Origin of the sequence: Pantoea sp. SM3640 (assembly GCF_015654165.1) — a bacterium.
GTDB lineage: Bacteria > Pseudomonadota > Gammaproteobacteria > Enterobacterales > Enterobacteriaceae > Pantoea > Pantoea vagans.
Genome location: NZ_CP064872.1, coordinates 2,550,583 through 2,566,759, shown reverse-complemented (window position 1 = coordinate 2,566,759; position 16,177 = coordinate 2,550,583). Strand labels below are relative to the sequence as shown.

At 56.0% G+C, this 16,177-nt stretch carries 12 protein-coding genes; 10 read left to right on the top strand and 2 right to left on the bottom strand.

Going from position 1 to position 16,177, the window contains the following annotated elements; translation table 11 throughout:
* Nucleotides 1-123 precede the first annotated feature (123 nt).
* The 7 genes from mntR (at nucleotide 124) to IV493_RS11900 (ending at nucleotide 9,144) form a co-directional block, all read left to right on the top strand.
* Nucleotides 124-582 carry a manganese-binding transcriptional regulator MntR gene (gene mntR, locus IV493_RS11930; RefSeq protein ID WP_163842972.1) on the top strand — a complete coding sequence of 153 codons (459 nt, stop codon included), beginning with the start codon at nucleotides 124-126 and terminating at the stop codon, nucleotides 580-582.
* Nucleotides 583-602: 20 nt separating this feature from the next.
* On the top strand, nucleotides 603-1,712 hold the full coding sequence (locus IV493_RS11925; protein ID WP_095707474.1) for an SLC13 family permease: 1,110 nt from the start codon (nucleotides 603-605) through the stop codon (nucleotides 1,710-1,712).
* A 149-nt stretch (nucleotides 1,713-1,861) separates the two neighbouring features.
* A complete protein-coding gene (locus IV493_RS11920; RefSeq protein ID WP_033782445.1) occupies nucleotides 1,862-3,007 on the top strand; it encodes an HlyD family secretion protein in 1,146 nt (381 codons plus the stop codon).
* Complete coding sequence (locus IV493_RS11915; protein ID WP_013357256.1) at nucleotides 3,004-4,572, top strand: DHA2 family efflux MFS transporter permease subunit; 1,569 nt, start codon at nucleotides 3,004-3,006, stop codon at nucleotides 4,570-4,572. The genes IV493_RS11920 and IV493_RS11915 overlap by 4 nt, the downstream gene beginning before the upstream one ends.
* A gap of 1 nt (nucleotide 4,573) precedes the next feature.
* Entirely contained in the window at nucleotides 4,574-6,103 is a 1,530-nt protein-coding gene (locus IV493_RS11910) for an efflux transporter outer membrane subunit (RefSeq protein ID WP_195857187.1), read from the top strand.
* Between the two features lie 868 nt (nucleotides 6,104-6,971).
* Nucleotides 6,972-7,373, top strand: a complete 402-nt coding sequence (locus tag IV493_RS11905) for an H-NS family nucleoid-associated regulatory protein (protein WP_003850507.1) — start codon at nucleotides 6,972-6,974, stop codon at nucleotides 7,371-7,373.
* 178 nt (nucleotides 7,374-7,551) lie between these two features.
* Nucleotides 7,552-9,144, top strand: coding sequence for an ABC-F family ATPase (locus tag IV493_RS11900; RefSeq protein WP_033782451.1), 1,593 nt, complete (start codon nucleotides 7,552-7,554; stop codon nucleotides 9,142-9,144).
* 303 nt (nucleotides 9,145-9,447) lie between these two features.
* On the opposite strand, the gene moeB is transcribed toward IV493_RS11900, so the two are convergent.
* Entirely contained in the window at nucleotides 9,448-10,224 is a 777-nt protein-coding gene (gene moeB / locus IV493_RS11895; protein WP_195857186.1) for a molybdopterin-synthase adenylyltransferase MoeB, read from the bottom strand.
* Nucleotides 10,225-11,460: a molybdopterin molybdotransferase MoeA gene (gene moeA, locus IV493_RS11890; RefSeq protein WP_230299969.1), complete on the bottom strand. Its 1,236-nt coding sequence runs from the start codon at nucleotides 11,458-11,460 to the stop codon at nucleotides 10,225-10,227. It abuts the gene before it with no gap.
* Nucleotides 11,461-11,716: 256 nt separating this feature from the next.
* Between moeA and IV493_RS11885 the strand changes: the two genes are divergently transcribed.
* From IV493_RS11885 to gsiB, 3 genes are read left to right on the top strand one after another with little or no spacing between them, the layout of a single operon-like run.
* A complete protein-coding gene (locus IV493_RS11885; RefSeq protein ID WP_195857185.1) occupies nucleotides 11,717-12,676 on the top strand; it encodes an isoaspartyl peptidase/L-asparaginase family protein in 960 nt (319 codons plus the stop codon).
* A gap of 10 nt (nucleotides 12,677-12,686) precedes the next feature.
* On the top strand, nucleotides 12,687-14,543 hold the full coding sequence (locus IV493_RS11880) for a dipeptide ABC transporter ATP-binding protein (RefSeq protein ID WP_013357263.1): 1,857 nt from the start codon (nucleotides 12,687-12,689) through the stop codon (nucleotides 14,541-14,543).
* Between the two features lie 54 nt (nucleotides 14,544-14,597).
* Nucleotides 14,598-16,133, top strand: coding sequence for a glutathione ABC transporter substrate-binding protein GsiB (gsiB, locus tag IV493_RS11875; RefSeq protein ID WP_033782461.1), 1,536 nt, complete (start codon nucleotides 14,598-14,600; stop codon nucleotides 16,131-16,133).
* Nucleotides 16,134-16,177: the final 44 nt, after the last annotated feature.

Here is a 16,177-nt window from a genome sequence, read left to right as displayed (position 1 = left end):
TGGCTATATTGTTTAGCCAAGCCTAATGACGAAAAATTTGAGCTTCTTTGCGGCTGGTTTACAATGAGCGCAGCTAAATCCGTATAGCAGTGTCAATACGGGAAATAATAATGAGGAAGCTTAATGAGTCGTCGTGCTAAAAGCGTGGTTTCTGCGCCAAAAGGACCACTGAAAGATATTGAAGAGCATGTCGAAGGTTTTCGGCAGGTGCGTGAAGCGCATCGTCGGGAATTAATTGATGACTACGTTGAGTTAATCTCTGATTTGATTGGTGAATTTGGCGAAGCGCGTCAGGTCGATATGGCGGCCCGTCTGGGCGTTTCGCAACCGACCGTGGCAAAAATGCTGAAGCGGCTTGGCAGTGCCGGGCTGGTTGAGCAGGTGCCTTACCGCGGTGTTTTCCTGACCGGTGAAGGCGAGAAGCTGGCAGAGGAGAGCCGCGCCCGTCATCATATTGTTGAAAGTTTTCTGCTGGCGTTAGGCATCAGCCACGAAACGGCCCGACGCGATTCAGAAGGTATTGAGCATCACGTCAGTGATGAAACGCTGGCTGTATTTAAGAAGTTCTCCGAAACCCGTTAACGCTAAGGCGTACCCTCACCATGCCTCAACTGCTTCGATCTTTTTTGCATGACTCTATTTTGCATTTACTAATCGTGATTGGTGTAGTTCTGGCATTTCTGGCGGATTTCCGCTGGGCCGCTCTGCCCGGTGCCGTAGACTGGCATACCATCATCACGCTCACCGGGTTGTTGATTCTGACCAAAGGGCTGGAAACCAGCGGCTACTTTGACGTGCTGGGGGGACGGCTGGTTGCGCGTTTCCGGCATGAACGGGCGCTGGCACTCTTTATGGTGCTGGCTGCAGCGTTGCTCTCGACGTTTTTAACCAACGATGTGGCGCTGTTCATTCTGGTGCCGCTGACGCTGACGCTGCGTAAGTTCTCCCGTTTACCTATCTCGCGACTGATTATTTTTGAGGCGCTGGCGGTTAATGCCGGATCGCTGCTGACGCCGGTTGGCAATCCGCAAAACATTCTGTTGTGGAGCCACGGCAAGCTGAGCGTGGTGGCATTTATCGTGCAGATGCTGCCGCTGGCCGCCTGGCTGCTGCTGAGTCTGGTGGTGTTAACCTGGTTCAGCTTTTCAAAGCGGTCGATTGATAAGCATGACAACCCGGAACAGCCGCAGTGGCAGAAGCCGCTTTTTATCGTCAGCGTCGTGTTGTACCTGCTGTTTATTGCCGGTCTGGAGCTGGAGATCACCGGCTGGATACTGCTGCTGATCCTCGCCACTTTCCTGGTGATGGCACGTCCGGTGCTGCTGCGCATCGACTGGAGCCTGCTGGCAGTATTTATCGCCATGTTTATTGACGTCTTCCTGCTGACGCGTCTGCCGGTGATGCAGGCGCACTTTGATGCGGTGGCGCATTTTGGCCAGGGACAGCTCTATCTGCTGGCGATTGGGCTGTCGCAGGTGATTAGCAACGTCCCGGCAACGATTCTGCTGCTGCAAAAAGTACCGCCGACGGATGTGCTCGCCTGGGCCGTTAACATTGGCGGATTCGGTCTGCTGCCGGGATCGCTTGCTAACCTGATTGCCCTGCGCATGGCGAAAGACAAAGCTGTCTGGTGGCAATTCCATCTCTTTTCCCTTCCTCTGCTGGCCTGGTCAATGGCCAGCGGCTGGCTGCTGTTGCAGTTACTCCATTAGCACGGACGCATCCTGCTACGCCCATCAAGTGGCAGGATGTGCGCCATTCCTCAAGTTTCGTAAAGTTGCACTGGATTTTGTCAATTTCCGAGATAAGGTTAACAGGACCTTTATGCCCGGAATCAGGGCCTTAGCCAGTGATGGGAACTATGAGCGAGAATAACCAACGCGATCAACACCAGCAGGACGCAGATAACGCGACGGATAAAAGCCGTCAGTCAGAGGAAAATCAGGACAACGACCAGCAGCCTGAGCGTAAACGCCCCGGTAAAAAGCCGCTGATTATTCTGGCGGTGGTGGTGGTGGTGATGCTGATTGTCGGCTTCTGGTTCTGGTTCTCTACCCGTAATATTGAAACCACCGATGACGCCTTTACTGAAGGCGATGCCGTTACCATTGCGCCTAAAGCGTCCGGCTATGTCGTGAAACTGCTGGTAAAAGATAACCAGCGGGTGAAGAAGGGCGATCTGCTGGTGGAAATCGATCCCAGTGATAACCGTGCTCAGCGTGAACAGGCTAATGCGCAGCTTGGCTTAGCGGTCGCACAACTGCATCAGGCGCAGGCACAGCTGGCGCTGTCAAAAGTACAGTATCCGGCACAGCGCGATCAGGCGCTGGCGGACCAGGCGAAAGCAGAAGCAAACCTGCTGAATGCGCAGGCGGATTATCGTCGCCAGCGTGGCGTCGACCCGCGTGCGACCAGTCAGCGTAATATCGACAGCGCATCCGCGCAGTTACGTTCGGCGCAGGCGCAGTTACAAAGCGCGAAAGCGCAGGTTGAAGTTGCGTCACAGGTCGCCCTGCAGATTCGTCAGCAGGAAACCAATGTTGAAGCGCGTCAGCAACAGGTTGAGCAGGCAAAGGCGCAGTTAAGTACAGCCGATCTGAATCTCTCCTATACCCAGGTTCGTGCGCCTTATGACGGGTTTATCACTAAACGTAACGTTCAGCTGGGCACCCTGGTGCAGGCCGGTTCCTCACTGTTCTCGCTGGTCTCACCTGAGATCTGGGTCACGGCGAACTTCAAAGAGTCTCAGCTGCAACGGATGAATCCGGGCGACAAAGTGGACATCAGCGTTGATGCCTGGCCGGATATGAAGCTGGAAGGGCATGTCGACAGTATTCAGATGGGCTCCGGTTCGCGCTTCTCAACCTTCCCGTCAGAGAACGCCACCGGCAACTATGTGAAAATCGTTCAGCGCGTGCCGGTGAAAATCGTTATTGATAAGGGCCTTGATCCGAACCATCCGCTGCCGCTGGGTCTCTCGGTTGAACCGAAGGTAACGGTGGAATGAGTACGGCGCAGAGCTGGAAACCCGCCAGTAATCCGTGGTTAGTGGCGATCACGGTCACGCTGGCGGTGTTTATGGAGATCCTCGACACCACCATCGTTAACGTGGCGCTGCCACATATCGCCGGTTCGCTCTCTTCCAGTTACGATGAGTCAACCTGGGTGCTGACCTCCTATCTGGTGGCAAACGGCATCGTGCTGCCTATCTCTGCGTTCTTCAGCCGGCTGTTTGGGCGTAAACAGTTTTTCCTGATCTGCATCGTGATGTTCACCATCTGCTCGTTCCTGTGCGGCATTGCCACGGAACTCTGGCAGATCATTCTATTCCGCGTGCTGCAGGGCTTTTTTGGCGGCGGGTTGCAGCCGGTTCAGCAGTCCGTGCTGCTGGACTACTTCAAGCCGGAAGATCGCGGCAAGGCGTTTGGTCTCTCCTCTATCGCCATTATTGTCGCGCCGGTTATTGGTCCGACATTGGGTGGCTGGATCACCGACAACTACAGCTGGCGCTGGGTCTTCTTTATCAACATTCCGGTCGGCGTGCTGACCGTGCTGGCCATTTATCAACTGCTGGAAGATCCACCGTGGGAGCGTAAATGGGCCAAAGGCAAACTGAAGATCGATTACATCGGTATCAGTCTGATTACGCTGGGGCTGGGTTGCCTGCAGGTGATGCTGGATCGTGGAGAAGATGAGGACTGGTTCGCTTCACACTTTATCGTGCTGTTCGCGGTGCTGGCGCTGGTCGGTATCGTCGGGGCCATCTACTGGCTGATGTATGCCCGTAAGCCGGTGGTCGATATTCTGGTGATGAAAGACCGCAACTTCTGGGTGGCTGGCCTGCTGATGGCTGGGATGGCGATGATTCTCTATGGCAGCTCCGTGGTGTTGCCACAGCTGGCGCAGCAGGATCTCGGGTACACCGCCACCTGGTCAGGGCTGGTGCTGTCGCCTGGCGCGGTGCTGATTGTATTGACGATTCCGCTGGTGCTGAAACTGATGCCGATTGTGCAGACGCGATACATCATCGCGTTTGGCTTCAGCTGTCTGGCCGTGGCGTTTCTCTACTCCTCCACCTTAACGCCCAATGTCGATTTTAAAACGCTGGTGTTGATGCGCAGCGCACAGTCCATTGGGCTGGGTTTCCTGTTTGTTCCGCTTACGACTATCGCCTTTGTCACCATTCCACAGCGGCTTAATGCTGATGCCTCGGCGCTGTTTACCATGTTCCGAAACGTGGCCGGATCGATTGGGATCTCGCTGTCGACCGCGGCCATCACCGAACGCGAGCAGGTACGTTCGGCGCATATGGTGCATAACATGACGCCGCTGAACGAGCCGTTCAACATTACGCTTCAGCACTGGGCGCAGGCGATACGTGATTTTACCTCGGCAGTGGGTGATCCCGTTACGCTGGCAACCGGACAGCTCTATCAGGAGATGATTGCGCAGTCGCGCATCCTCGCTTACATCGATGTCTTCTCAGGCCTGAGTATTGTCGCCCTGATTCTGATTCCATTTTGCTGGCTGCTGTCGCCGATTAAGAGCGAAGGCAGTGCAGGAGCACACTAACATGAAGGTTTATTTCTCTCATCGCCTGAAACCCCTGAGTTTACTGCTGGCCCTGGGGCTGGCAGGCTGCGCCGTCGGACCTGACTATCAGGCACCGAAACCCGTCGTGCCGGGCAGCTACAACACGCTGGATTCGCAGGAGGCGTCAAAACCGCAAACTGCCGCCATTAATTCACGCTGGTGGCGTAGCTTCAACGATCCACAGCTCGACAGCCTGATTGAGCGGGCGATCGCCGGTAACCTGAGCCTGCAGCAGACGGTGCTGCGCATTGCCGGGGCGCGTGAACAGCTGACACAGGCGCAGGGGAGTCTGTTCCCGAGTCTGAGCGGTTCGGCCAAAGTGACGCGACAGCAGCTTGGACTTAAAGGCTTGCTGGAATCCAATGGTGCGACCGATCAGCTCGACAGCAACGTGGCCAGCCAGCTCAGTGGCCTGACCCAGCCGGTTAACCTTTATCAGGGTAGCTTTGATGCCAGTTGGGAACTTGATCTGTGGGGCAAAGTGCGCCGTCAGGTTGAGGCCGCTAATGCACAGCAGCAGGCGGCGATAGAGCAGCGCAATGATGCGCTGGTCTCACTGGAAGCCGAAGTAGCGCGAGCCTGGCTGCAGCTGCGAGGCGCGCAGAGCACCATTAAGACGCTGCAGCAGCAGATTGAGGTAGCGCAGCAGACCACCGAGCTTACGCAGAGTCAGCAGCAGAATGGACTGGCACCGCTGACCGATGTGGAAAATGCCCGAGCCCAGCTCAGCACGCTGCAGGCGCAACTGCCGCAGTATCAGTCACAGGCACGACAGGCGATGAACGGGCTGGCGGTGCTGCTTGGTAAAACGCCGGGTGCGCTGGATGCTGAACTCAGTACGCCAAAAGCGTTACCACCGCTACCGCAGTTTGTCCCGGTGGGTATTCCCTCCACGCTGGCACGTCGTCGTCCCGATATTCGTCAGGCTGAAGCGACGCTGCATGCTCAAACCGCTGAGATTGGCGTGTCTGTGGCGCAGCTTTTCCCGAGCCTGTCACTGACGGGTCAGCTGGGCGTGCGCAATACCGACGTCAGCTATCTGGATAACTGGAGCAGCCATTTCTACAGTTACGGTCCGTCGCTGTCGATTCCGATCTTCCAGGGTGGACAGCTGGTGTCGAGCGTCAAACTCGCCCGGGCACAGCAGGCCAGCGCCGCACTGGATTACCGTCAGACGGTGCTGACGGCATTGCAGGATGTGGAGAATGCGCTGGTCAGCTATCGCGCCGATCAGCAGCGTGTCACTGCGCTGGATGAGACGACCGGTGCCCTTCAGCGCGCCTTTGATCTCGCCAGCGACAGTTACCGGCAGGGGCTTTCAACCTTCCTTGAGGTGCTGGATGCACAGCGTCAGCTGGCGCAGGCACAGGAGCAGGCGACACAGGCGCGGATGCAGAGCGCACTTGATTTAGTTGCGCTCTATAAAGCGCTGGGCGGCGGTTGGGAAACGTACCAGAACGTTGAAATGCCGCAATATCCGGTATTTGGCCCGGCCACCCAGGCAAATTAGTCCTCTGGCGGTCGCTGCCTCTGTGCAGTAACCGCCCTTAATCTTTCTTCCTGTCAGCATTACATCAGAGGCCGACAGCCTCTCCCGGCGAATGATGATTATCTAACCTGTTGAATAGCCAGGTGTCTCACCGACGCTCTGCCCGACACAGGCAGCAGAAAATAAACGCGTGATAAGCACAGGGTTATTTTCAGCAACCGAGAAGCGACGTTATTTTTATGTTGCTGGTCTATTCTGATTCAGCTTTTTGAACTCTGTCACCTTTCTGAATTTATTTCCTGAACGGATTTTTTAAGTCGCCTCATGAGCAGGCAGGTAACCCGGGCGCAACTATTCCTCCGCCTGCGTCAGGCAGAACTGTTAATGCACAGCTGAGGGAACTGCGAATAATCTGACTCTGCTGCTAAACGCAGCGGCAAAAAAAAGTTAACAGATAGCAGTGGGCATTATTAAAAATTCATCAGGGCGTTAATTATTTTGGGCTATTTAACGTCCTGGAGGGCGATTTTTAAGCATAATCTGTAAGCTGGTGTGACTGAGATCGCGATCAGAGCATGTTTTTAATCGGCTATCAGCAGGTGCGCATCCGTAAATAATGATGCTGTAAAAACCCACTTTAGTAGATAAGGTAAACGGTCAGCTTTCGGTATAAAGCCTCTGAAATCGTTTTCAACAATGGAACCGGAGCACGATTTGTTGTTAATTCAGCGTTAATAAAACGTCAGGCACTGCCGATTTTAATAGTGCTGTTTTGTCTGAATTAATACTTAAGAATTATCTGTAGCGTAAAAATAATTTATTTTTTTATTTGAATTAGGTAATCTTGGCGCTACAGTTTTATTAACCCCCCTTAATCAAGGACATTGTGATGAGTGACGCATTTAAAGTACTGAACAATATTCGCACATTACGTGCCCAGGCTCGTGAACTGCCACTGACCGATCTTGAAGAGATCCTGGAAAAATTAACCGTTGTTGTTACTGAGCGCCGCGAAGAAGCAGAAGCGGAAGAGACGCAGAATCGCGAAAAAGAAGAAAAGCTGTCTAAATATCGCGAAATGCTGCTGGCTGACGGCATCGATCCTAATGAATTATTAGGTGCGCTGGAAAGCGGAAAAAAACGCACCAAGCGTGCGCCGCGTCCGGCTAAATATTCTTACACCGATGAAAACGGTGAGCAGAAATCATGGACAGGTCAGGGGCGCACCCCGGCAGCGATTAAAAAAGCGCTGGATTCCGGTAAAAGCCTGGACAGTTTCCTGATCGATTGATCAACACAATCCTTGTAAGTGGGAGCCGGGGGGCCATTAGTGTCCTCCGGCTTTTTTATTTCTGTCGGGATATCAATCACCCCGCCAGGAATCCACGCCTGACGCTGGCGTGCGCTGCGTCACATCTGGCATAATAGCCGCCGTTTTTTCATCCATTCTCTTCACAAAGGTCAATGCCGTGTTAGTTAGCAGCAATATCACCATGCAGTTTGGCAGCAAGCCACTGTTCGAAAATATCTCCGTTAAATTTGGCGGCGGTAATCGTTACGGTTTAATCGGTGCGAACGGCAGCGGAAAATCCACCTTCATGAAGATTTTGGGTGGCGATCTGGTGCCTTCAGGCGGCAACGTCTCTTACGATCCCAACGAGCGCATCGGTAAGTTGCGTCAGGATCAGTTCGCCTTTGAACAATTCAGCGTGCTGGACACCGTTATCATGGGTCACCATGAATTATGGGAAGTAAAGCAGGAGCGCGACCGCATTTATTCTTTGCCAGAAATGAGCGAAGAAGAGGGGTATAAAGTCGGCGATCTTGAAGCGCTTTACGGTGAGATGGATGGCTATAGCGCCGAGTCGCGTGCCGGTGAATTATTACTCGGCGTCGGCATTCCGGTTGAACAGCATTATGGCCCGATGAGCGAAATCGCTCCGGGCTTTAAATTGCGTGTGCTGCTGGCGCAGGCACTGTTTTCTAATCCGGATATTTTGTTACTCGACGAACCGACGAACAACCTGGACATCGATACGATTCGCTGGCTGGAGCAGGTGCTGAACGAGCGTGACAGCACCATGATTATCATTTCGCATGACCGTCACTTCCTTAATATGGTCTGCACCCACATGGCCGATTTGGATTATGGCGAGCTGCGGGTTTATTCCGGTAATTATGACGAATATATGACCGCAGCAACGCAGGCACGTGAACGTCTGTTATCTGATAATGCCAAAAAGAAAGCGCAGATTGCTGACTTACAATCGTTCGTCAGTCGTTTTAGCGCCAACGCCTCTAAATCACGTCAGGCGACTTCACGTGCTAAGCAGATGGATAAAATTAAACTGGATGAAGTGAAAGCCTCCAGTCGTCAGAACCCGTTTATCCGTTTTGAGCAGGACAAGAAACTGTTCCGTAATGCGCTGGAAGTGGAAGGATTAACCAAAGGATTTGATAACGGTCCGCTGTTTAAGAATTTAAATCTGCTGCTGGAAGTGGGCGAGAAGCTGGCGGTAATCGGTGCCAACGGTATTGGTAAGTCAACACTGTTGAAATCGCTGGTGGGTCAGCTTACGCCAGATAATGGCACGGTTAAATGGTCAGAGAATGCGCGTATTGGTTATTACGCTCAGGATCACGCCGATGATTTTGCCAATGATCTGACGGTATTTGACTGGATGAGTCAGTGGAAACAGCCGGGCGATGATGAGCAGACCATTCGCGGTATTCTCGGTCGTCTGCTGTTTTCGCAGGATGATATTAAGAAGCCGGCAAAAGTGCTTTCCGGTGGTGAGAAGGGTCGTATGCTGTTCGGTAAGCTGATGATGGAAAAACCGAACATCCTGATTATGGATGAGCCGACCAACCACCTTGATATGGAGTCGATTGAATCGCTCAATATGGCGCTGGAGATGTATGAAGGCACGCTGGTGTTTGTTTCGCATGACCGCGAATTTGTCAGCTCGCTGGCAACCCGCGTGATTGAGCTGAAAGCAGACAAGGTGGTGGACTTCACCGGTAATTACGAAGATTACCTGCGCAGTCAGGGTATCGTCTGATAAAAACGGGGTGGCGCAGGCCACCCCGTTTTTTTTGGCCTGTGGTGCTGAGAATTTCATTGCTTATGACCCAGTAGTTAAGGGTTATAAGCGGGTTCAGGGGAAGTTCAGCATAGGCTCAGGGAGCATACGCCTTTCGCAAAGACGCAAAGGACGCCATCCATGGCATGCTCAGCGCGGGCGACTACGCACCTCAGGGATGAGGTGCGTAATCTCGCGGGCAGAGCGCCCAGGGATGGTTTAAGCGACTTTCCGATCTGACCGTGTTTCCGAAGCAGGCCAGGCATCACAGCTGTGCGAGCTTCAGGAAGCTGATGTTTTGCTAGCCCCACCGCCACACACTTCACAATGCGCGTCCTGCGCCACTTTCATGCTGCGGAACTCCGCGCTCATCGCATCGTACATCAGCAACCGGCTGGCGGCGGGCGTGCCAAAGGATGTCAGCACTTTAATGGCTTCCATCGCCTGCATCGCACCAATCACACCCACCAGCGGGGCCATAACGCCTGCTTCCACGCAGCTTAGGGTCTGTTCGCCAAACAGGCGGCTGATGCAGCGATAACAGGGGGTGCCAGGCTGCCAGTTGAATACGCTGATCTGACCTTCCATCCGAATTGCGGCGCCTGAAACCAGTGGTACCCGCTGCTGTCGGCAGAGCCGGTTAAGCTGCTCGCGAACCGCAACATTGTCAGTACAGTCCAGCACCACCTGCTGTTGGGCAATCAGCGCCAGCAGCGCCGCATCGTCCAGCTGTCCATTAACCGGATGCAGCTGGCAGTGCGGATTGATGGCGGCCAGGCTTTGTGCGGCAGAGTCCACTTTAGCGCGGCCGATATCCGCGTCATGATGCAGGATCTGCCGTTGCAGGTTCGAGTGCGACACGGTATCGAAGTCCAGCAGCGTCAGATTGCCGACGCCGGCAGAAGCAAGGTAGGGCGCAGCCGCGCAGCCCAGCCCGCCCAGCCCGACGACCAGCGCGTGACTGGCTTTCAGCCGCTCCTGCCCCTCAAAATCAAAGCCGCGCAGAACAATCTGTCGGTTGTAGCGCAGCATCTCCTCATCACTTAATTCAGGCAGCATTTACGCCTCCAGCAGGGCGTTGAACGGTTCCACCTCAACCCATTCACCCGGTTCCACATTGCCGCGATCCCGTTCCAGCACAATAAAGCAGTTCGCCTGGGCGAAAGAGCTGAAGACGTGCGAACCCTGCATCCCGGTGGTCTCTACCTCCAGTTCACCCTGTGCGTTCTGGCGCAGGATGCCGCGCTGGAAGTCGAGCCGGCCCGGTGACTTTTTCAGGCGCGAGGCGCAGCGCACTTTCTGACGGGGTGGCAAGGCGGATTTCTGCTGGCCCGTGAGGGTGGCAAGCAGCGGCTGCACCAGTTGATAGAAAGTGACGGCGGCGGAGACCGGGTTACCCGGCAGGCCACAGAACCAGCTGCTGTTAAGGCGGCCAAAGGCAAACGGCTTGCCGGGCTTGATCGCCAGCTTCCAGAAACTGATGGCACCGAGTTCTTCCAGCATGCTTTTGGTGAAATCCGCTTCACCCACAGAAACGCCGCCGGTGCTGATCACCACATCGGCCTGCCGATCGGCTTCCTCAAATGCGGCGCGCAGAGCAGCGGGATCGTCTTTGATAATGCCAAGGTCGATGACTTCGCAGCCCAGCTTATGCAGCATCAGCGAGACGGCAAAACGGTTGGTGTCATATATCTGACCGTCTGCCAGCGGCTCACCGACCGGCTGAAGTTCATCACCGGTGGAGAAGATAGCCACCCGCAGTTTTCGTAGCACGCTGACCTCGGCGATACCCAGCGAGGCGAGCAGCGGCAGCTCGGCGGCACCCAGACGCGTACCCGCTTCCAGCACCACATGGCCCGGCTGAATATCATCACCGGTCAGGCGAATATTCTGTCCCTGACGCACCGGCGCGGTAATGACAATCGCATCGCCCTGAGCTTCGGTCTGCTCCTGCATTACTACCGCTTCACAGCCTGCGGGCACCGGCGCACCGGTCATGATGCGAATCACGCTGCCCTGCGGCCACTCACCGCTGAACGGTGCGCCAGCAAAGGCCTTGCCTGCCACGGGAAGCGGTTGTCCGCTGCTGACATCGGCCAGCCTGACGGCGTAACCGTCCATCGCGGAGTTATCAAAGGGCGGCACGGCAATCGGTGAGGTGACTGCGGTTGCGGTGATGCGCCCGACCGCCTCGGCCAGCGGCACGCTCAGTGAGTCGGTGACGGGCGTCAGCTGTGACAACATTTTTTGTTGCGCCTCCTCAAGGGAGATCAAACCTGCAGTAAAACTTTCCATGAACAGTCCAGCCTGGTTATTTCAGATGCTGCCTATTATGGTGGGAATTGGTCGCTGAGTCACATCGGCGTCGGCCGGGCCTGCCGGTCATTGCGACCAAAGTGAAATATGGCGGTAAGAAAAGGTTATAACCACAGGAACAGTTTCCGCTTTACAACACTTAGCAGGCTTTCTATAGTCAAAAATCACCAAAAATGGGTGAAAACCATTTTAAATCAGTGTTTTTCGTCCTGATGCAATCACAGGGTAGAGCGTTATGGTCAATGCAGTGATCGCCATTCACGGCGGCGCAGGTGCGATTTCGCGCGCAGCAATGAGCGCTGAAAAGGAGCAACGCTACCGTCAGGCGCTCCACGATATTGTCACTCAGGGTCAGCAGATACTGGCCCAGGGCGGCAGTGCACTCGATGCGGTAACCGAGGCCGTACGACTGTTGGAAGAATGTCCGCTGTTTAACGCGGGCAAAGGCGCGGTCTTCACCCATCAGGGCACCCATGAACTTGATGCCTGCATTATGGATGGCCGCACGCTGGATGTCGGCGCGGTCGCAGGCGTAACGCGATTACGTAATCCGGTCCTGGCGGCTCGTGCCGTGCTGGAAAAAAGCGAGCATGTGCTGTTTATCGGGGAAGGCGCGGAGCAGTTTGCCGTGGCGCAGGGGCTGGAAACGGTCGAACCTGATTACTTTTCGACGCCGGAACGCTGGGAGCAGCTGCAGCGCGCGCTCAACAGCGCTACCGCGGTGCTGGACCATGATGGTGCCGCACATAGCGACGACCCGCTCGACCCGGACCGTAAGTTCGGCACTGTCGGGGCGGTCGCGCTGGATCTGGCGGGCAACCTCGCTGCAGCCACGTCAACGGGCGGGATGACTAACAAGCAGGCCGGACGCGTCGGCGACTCGCCGCTGCCGGGCGCGGGCTGCTACGCCAGCAACGACAGCGTGGCGGTCTCCTGTACCGGCACCGGTGAAGTCTTTATGCGGACGCTGGCGGCTTACGATGTGGCCGCGCAGATGCGCTACGCCGGACGCTCGTTGCAGCAGGCAAGTGTTAACGTTATTCATGACAGCGTGCTGGAACTGGGCGGCAGTGGCGGCTTAATTGCCGTCGATCGCGCAGGCAACGTGGCGCTGCCGTTCAACAGCGAAGGCATGTACCGGGGCGTTGCGCGGGTCGGCGAGGCGGCTGAGGTCGCTATCTATCGCGAAAGTTAAGGATGCAGAAATGAGCGACAGGCAAACGCTACCGCCGCTGGCCCCTGATCAGGTGCTGGCGGTACGCGATCTCAGTGTGCGTTTTCAGCACGAAGCCACCGTCACAGACGCGGTGCGTCATTTGTCACTCGATCTGTTTCGCGGCGAAACGCTGGCGCTGGTAGGCGAGTCAGGTTCAGGAAAATCGGTCACCTCGCTGGCGCTGATGCGACTGATTGAGCAGGCTGGCGGCAGGGTGAGCGGTGAGGTGCAATTACGTCGTCGCAACGGCGAGGTGCTGGATCTGATGCGCGCCTCAAAAAGTCAGATGCGTCGGGTGCGCGGCGCGGATATGGCAATGATCTTTCAGGAGCCAATGACCTCGCTGAATCCGGTCTTCTCCGTGGGCGAGCAGATTGCTGAATCCATCCGTCTTCATCAGGGGCTGAGCCACGCCGGGGCACTGGCAGAGGCGCGCCGGATGCTCGATCTGGTGCGCATTCCCGATGCGCACAATGTCCTGTCTCGTTTTCCGCATCAGCTCTCAGGCGGAATGCGTCAGCGCGTGATGATTGCGATGGCGCTCTGCTGCAAACCGGCGCTGCTGATTGCCGATGAGCCGACCACCGCGCTCGACGTCACTATTCAGGCACAGATTCTGCAACTCATCCGCGTGCTGCAAAAAGAGATGCAGATGGGGGTGATTTTTATCACGCACGATATGGGCGTGGTCGCCGAAATGGCCGATCGCGTTCAGGTCATGTATCGCGGCGATGTGGTGGAGAATGCGCCCGTCGCCGAACTGTTCAGCGCACCGCAGCAGCCCTACACCCAGGCGCTGCTGGCCGCGGTGCCCAGGCTCGGATCGATGCAGGGCCAGCCGCTGCCGGCCAAATTTCCGCTGCTGCATAGCGACGCGGTTGATGACGTGCCGCAGGATACGGTTCGCCGCCTGCAGCCCCCCATTCTGCAGGTACGCGATCTGGTCACCCGCTTCGATATTCGCGGCGGCCTGCTGAATCGCGTCAAAAGCCGGGTTCATGCCGTCGAAAAAGTCAGTTTTGATCTCTATGCCGGAGAGACGCTGGCGCTGGTGGGGGAGTCGGGCTGTGGTAAATCGACCACCGGACGCTCGCTGCTGAAGCTGGTTGCCAGCCAGGGCGGCACGCTGACATTTGACGGACAGCGCATCGACCATCTCTCAGGTGCTGCACTCGCCCATCTGCGGCGCGATATTCAGTTTATTTTCCAGGATCCCTACGCCTCGCTTGATCCCCGTCTGACGGTTGGCTTCTCAATTATGGAGCCACTGCTGGTTCACAAGGCGATGCCGCGTCGCGAGGCGGAGCAGCGTGTCGCCTGGTTACTGGATAAAGTCGGTCTGCTGCCGGAACATGCTCAGCGCTATCCGCATGAATTTTCCGGCGGGCAGCGCCAGCGTATCTGTATTGCCCGCGCGCTGGCGCTGAATCCGAAGGTGGTCATCGCCGATGAGTCCGTCTCGGCGCTGGATGTGTCGATTCAGGCGCAGATTATTAATCTGATGCTCGACCTGCAGCGCGAATTTGGCATCGCCTTTCTGTTTATTTCTCACGATATGGCGGTTGTGGAGCGTGTCAGCCACCGTGTGGCGGTAATGTATCTCGGTCAGATTGTTGAGATAGGGCCGCGTCAGGCGGTGTTTGAACAGCCACAACACCCCTATACCCGAAAACTCATGGCCGCGGTGCCGGTAGCCGATCCGGCGCACCGGCGTCGTGAACGCGCCTTACTGGTCGATGAGATCCCCAGCCCGATTCATGCGTTAGGGGATGAACCTGAAGTGGCGCCGCTGATGGAGGTGGCTCCGGGTCATTTCGTCGCCCGCCACGTTATCAGCGCGACCTGAACAGTGAAGATGTCGCCCCGGCGACCAACCCGACAGGGATTACAGGAGAACAAGATGCAGATTACGATGCGTAAAGGGTTACTGGCGGCTGGCGTGTTAAGCAGCGCAATGACATTGCCCGCCTGGGCAGCACAGGATGCGGTAATTGCCGTCGCGTCCAACTTCACCACGCTCGATCCCTATGATGCCAACGACACGCTGTCGCAGGCGGTAGCGAAATCGTTCTATCAGGGGCTATTTGGCTTCGATAAGGATATGAAACTCACCAATGTGCTGGCGGAGAGCTACCAGGCCAGCGCCGACGGCCTGACGTACACGATTAAGCTGCGCTCCGGGGTTAAATTCCAGGATGGCACGGACTTCAATGCGGACGCGGTGAAGGTCAACCTCGATCGCGCCAGCAATCCGGATAACCATCTTAAGCGCTACAACCTGTTTAAACGCATTGCCAGCACCGAAGTCGTCGATCCGACCACGGTGAAAGTGACGCTGAAAGAGCCGTTCTCAGCCTTTATCAACAATCTGGCCCATCCGGCGGCAGCAATGATTTCGCCTGCCGCGCTGAAAAAATATGGCAAAGAGATCGGCTTCCATCCGGTGGGCACCGGTCCGTTTGTGTTTGAAACCTGGAATCAGACCGACTTTGTAAAGGTGAAGAAGTGGGATGGCTACTGGAAACCGGGCTATCCGAAGCTGGACAGCATTACCTGGCGACCGGTGGTGGATAACAACACCCGCGCGGCCATGCTGCAGACCGGTGAAGCGAACCTTGCGTTCCCGGTGCCTTATGAGCAGGCAAAACTGCTGGAGAAGAACAGTAAGCTCGATGTGGTGACCACGCCTTCGATTATGCAGCGTTACATCAGCCTTAACGTGACGCAGAAGCCGTTCGACAATCCGAAGGTACGTGAAGCGCTCGAGTATGCCATCAACCGTCAGGCGCTGGCGAAAGTGGCCTTCGCCGGTTACGCCACGCCTGCGACCGGCATCGTGCCGCCCGCCATCGACTTTGCGCAGACCTATCCGGCTATCAGCTACGATCCCGCTAAAGCGAAAGCGTTGCTGAAAGAGGCAGGCTACCCGAACGGATTTGAAACTACGCTCTGGTCGTCGCACAACCACAGCACCGCGCAGAAGGTGCTGCAGTTCACTCAGCAGCAGCTGGCGCAGATTGGCGTGAAGGTAAAAGTCACGGCGATGGATGCGGGTCAGCGTGCTGCTGAAGTCGAAGGTAAAGGCCAGAAAGAGAGCAACGTGCGCATGTTCTACACCGGCTGGTCCGCCTCAACCGGTGAAGCCGACTGGGCGCTGACGCCACTGTTTGCCACCGCAGCCTGGCCACCGGCAATCTTTAACACCGCGTTTTACAGCAATCCGAAGGTCGATAAAGATCTGGCCGATGCGCTGAAAACCACCGACCGTGCTGAAAAAGCGCGTCTCTACAAAGAGGCACAGGACACCATCTGGCAGGACCATCCGTGGATCCCGCTGGTGGTTGAGCAGCTGGTTTCTGCCAACAGCAAAAACCTGACTGGTTTTTATGTGATGCCCGATACCTCATTCAATTTTGATGAGGCCACGCTGAAGTAACGGAGCCGGCCAGCCCGTGTGGCTGGCCGCAACTGCAGGATGTT

Excerpts from the sequence above, each read along its gene's own strand:
- IV493_RS11920 (WP_033782445.1), top strand. The coding sequence starts at position 1,862 with ATGAGCGAGAATAACCAACGCGATCAACACCAGCAGGACGCAGATAAC.
- IV493_RS11905 (WP_003850507.1), top strand. The coding sequence starts at position 6,972 with ATGAGTGACGCATTTAAAGTACTGAACAATATTCGCACATTACGTGCC.
- IV493_RS11915 (WP_013357256.1), top strand. The coding sequence starts at position 3,004 with ATGAGTACGGCGCAGAGCTGGAAACCCGCCAGTAATCCGTGGTTAGTG.
- gsiB (WP_033782461.1), top strand. The coding sequence starts at position 14,598 with ATGCAGATTACGATGCGTAAAGGGTTACTGGCGGCTGGCGTGTTAAGC.
- IV493_RS11910 (WP_195857187.1), top strand. The coding sequence starts at position 4,574 with ATGAAGGTTTATTTCTCTCATCGCCTGAAACCCCTGAGTTTACTGCTG.
- moeB (WP_195857186.1), bottom strand. The coding sequence starts at position 10,224 with ATGCTGCCTGAATTAAGTGATGAGGAGATGCTGCGCTACAACCGACAG.
- IV493_RS11885 (WP_195857185.1), top strand. The coding sequence starts at position 11,717 with ATGGTCAATGCAGTGATCGCCATTCACGGCGGCGCAGGTGCGATTTCG.
- IV493_RS11925 (WP_095707474.1), top strand. The coding sequence starts at position 603 with ATGCCTCAACTGCTTCGATCTTTTTTGCATGACTCTATTTTGCATTTA.
- mntR (WP_163842972.1), top strand. The coding sequence starts at position 124 with ATGAGTCGTCGTGCTAAAAGCGTGGTTTCTGCGCCAAAAGGACCACTG.
- IV493_RS11880 (WP_013357263.1), top strand. The coding sequence starts at position 12,687 with ATGAGCGACAGGCAAACGCTACCGCCGCTGGCCCCTGATCAGGTGCTG.
- moeA (WP_230299969.1), bottom strand. The coding sequence starts at position 11,460 with ATGGAAAGTTTTACTGCAGGTTTGATCTCCCTTGAGGAGGCGCAACAA.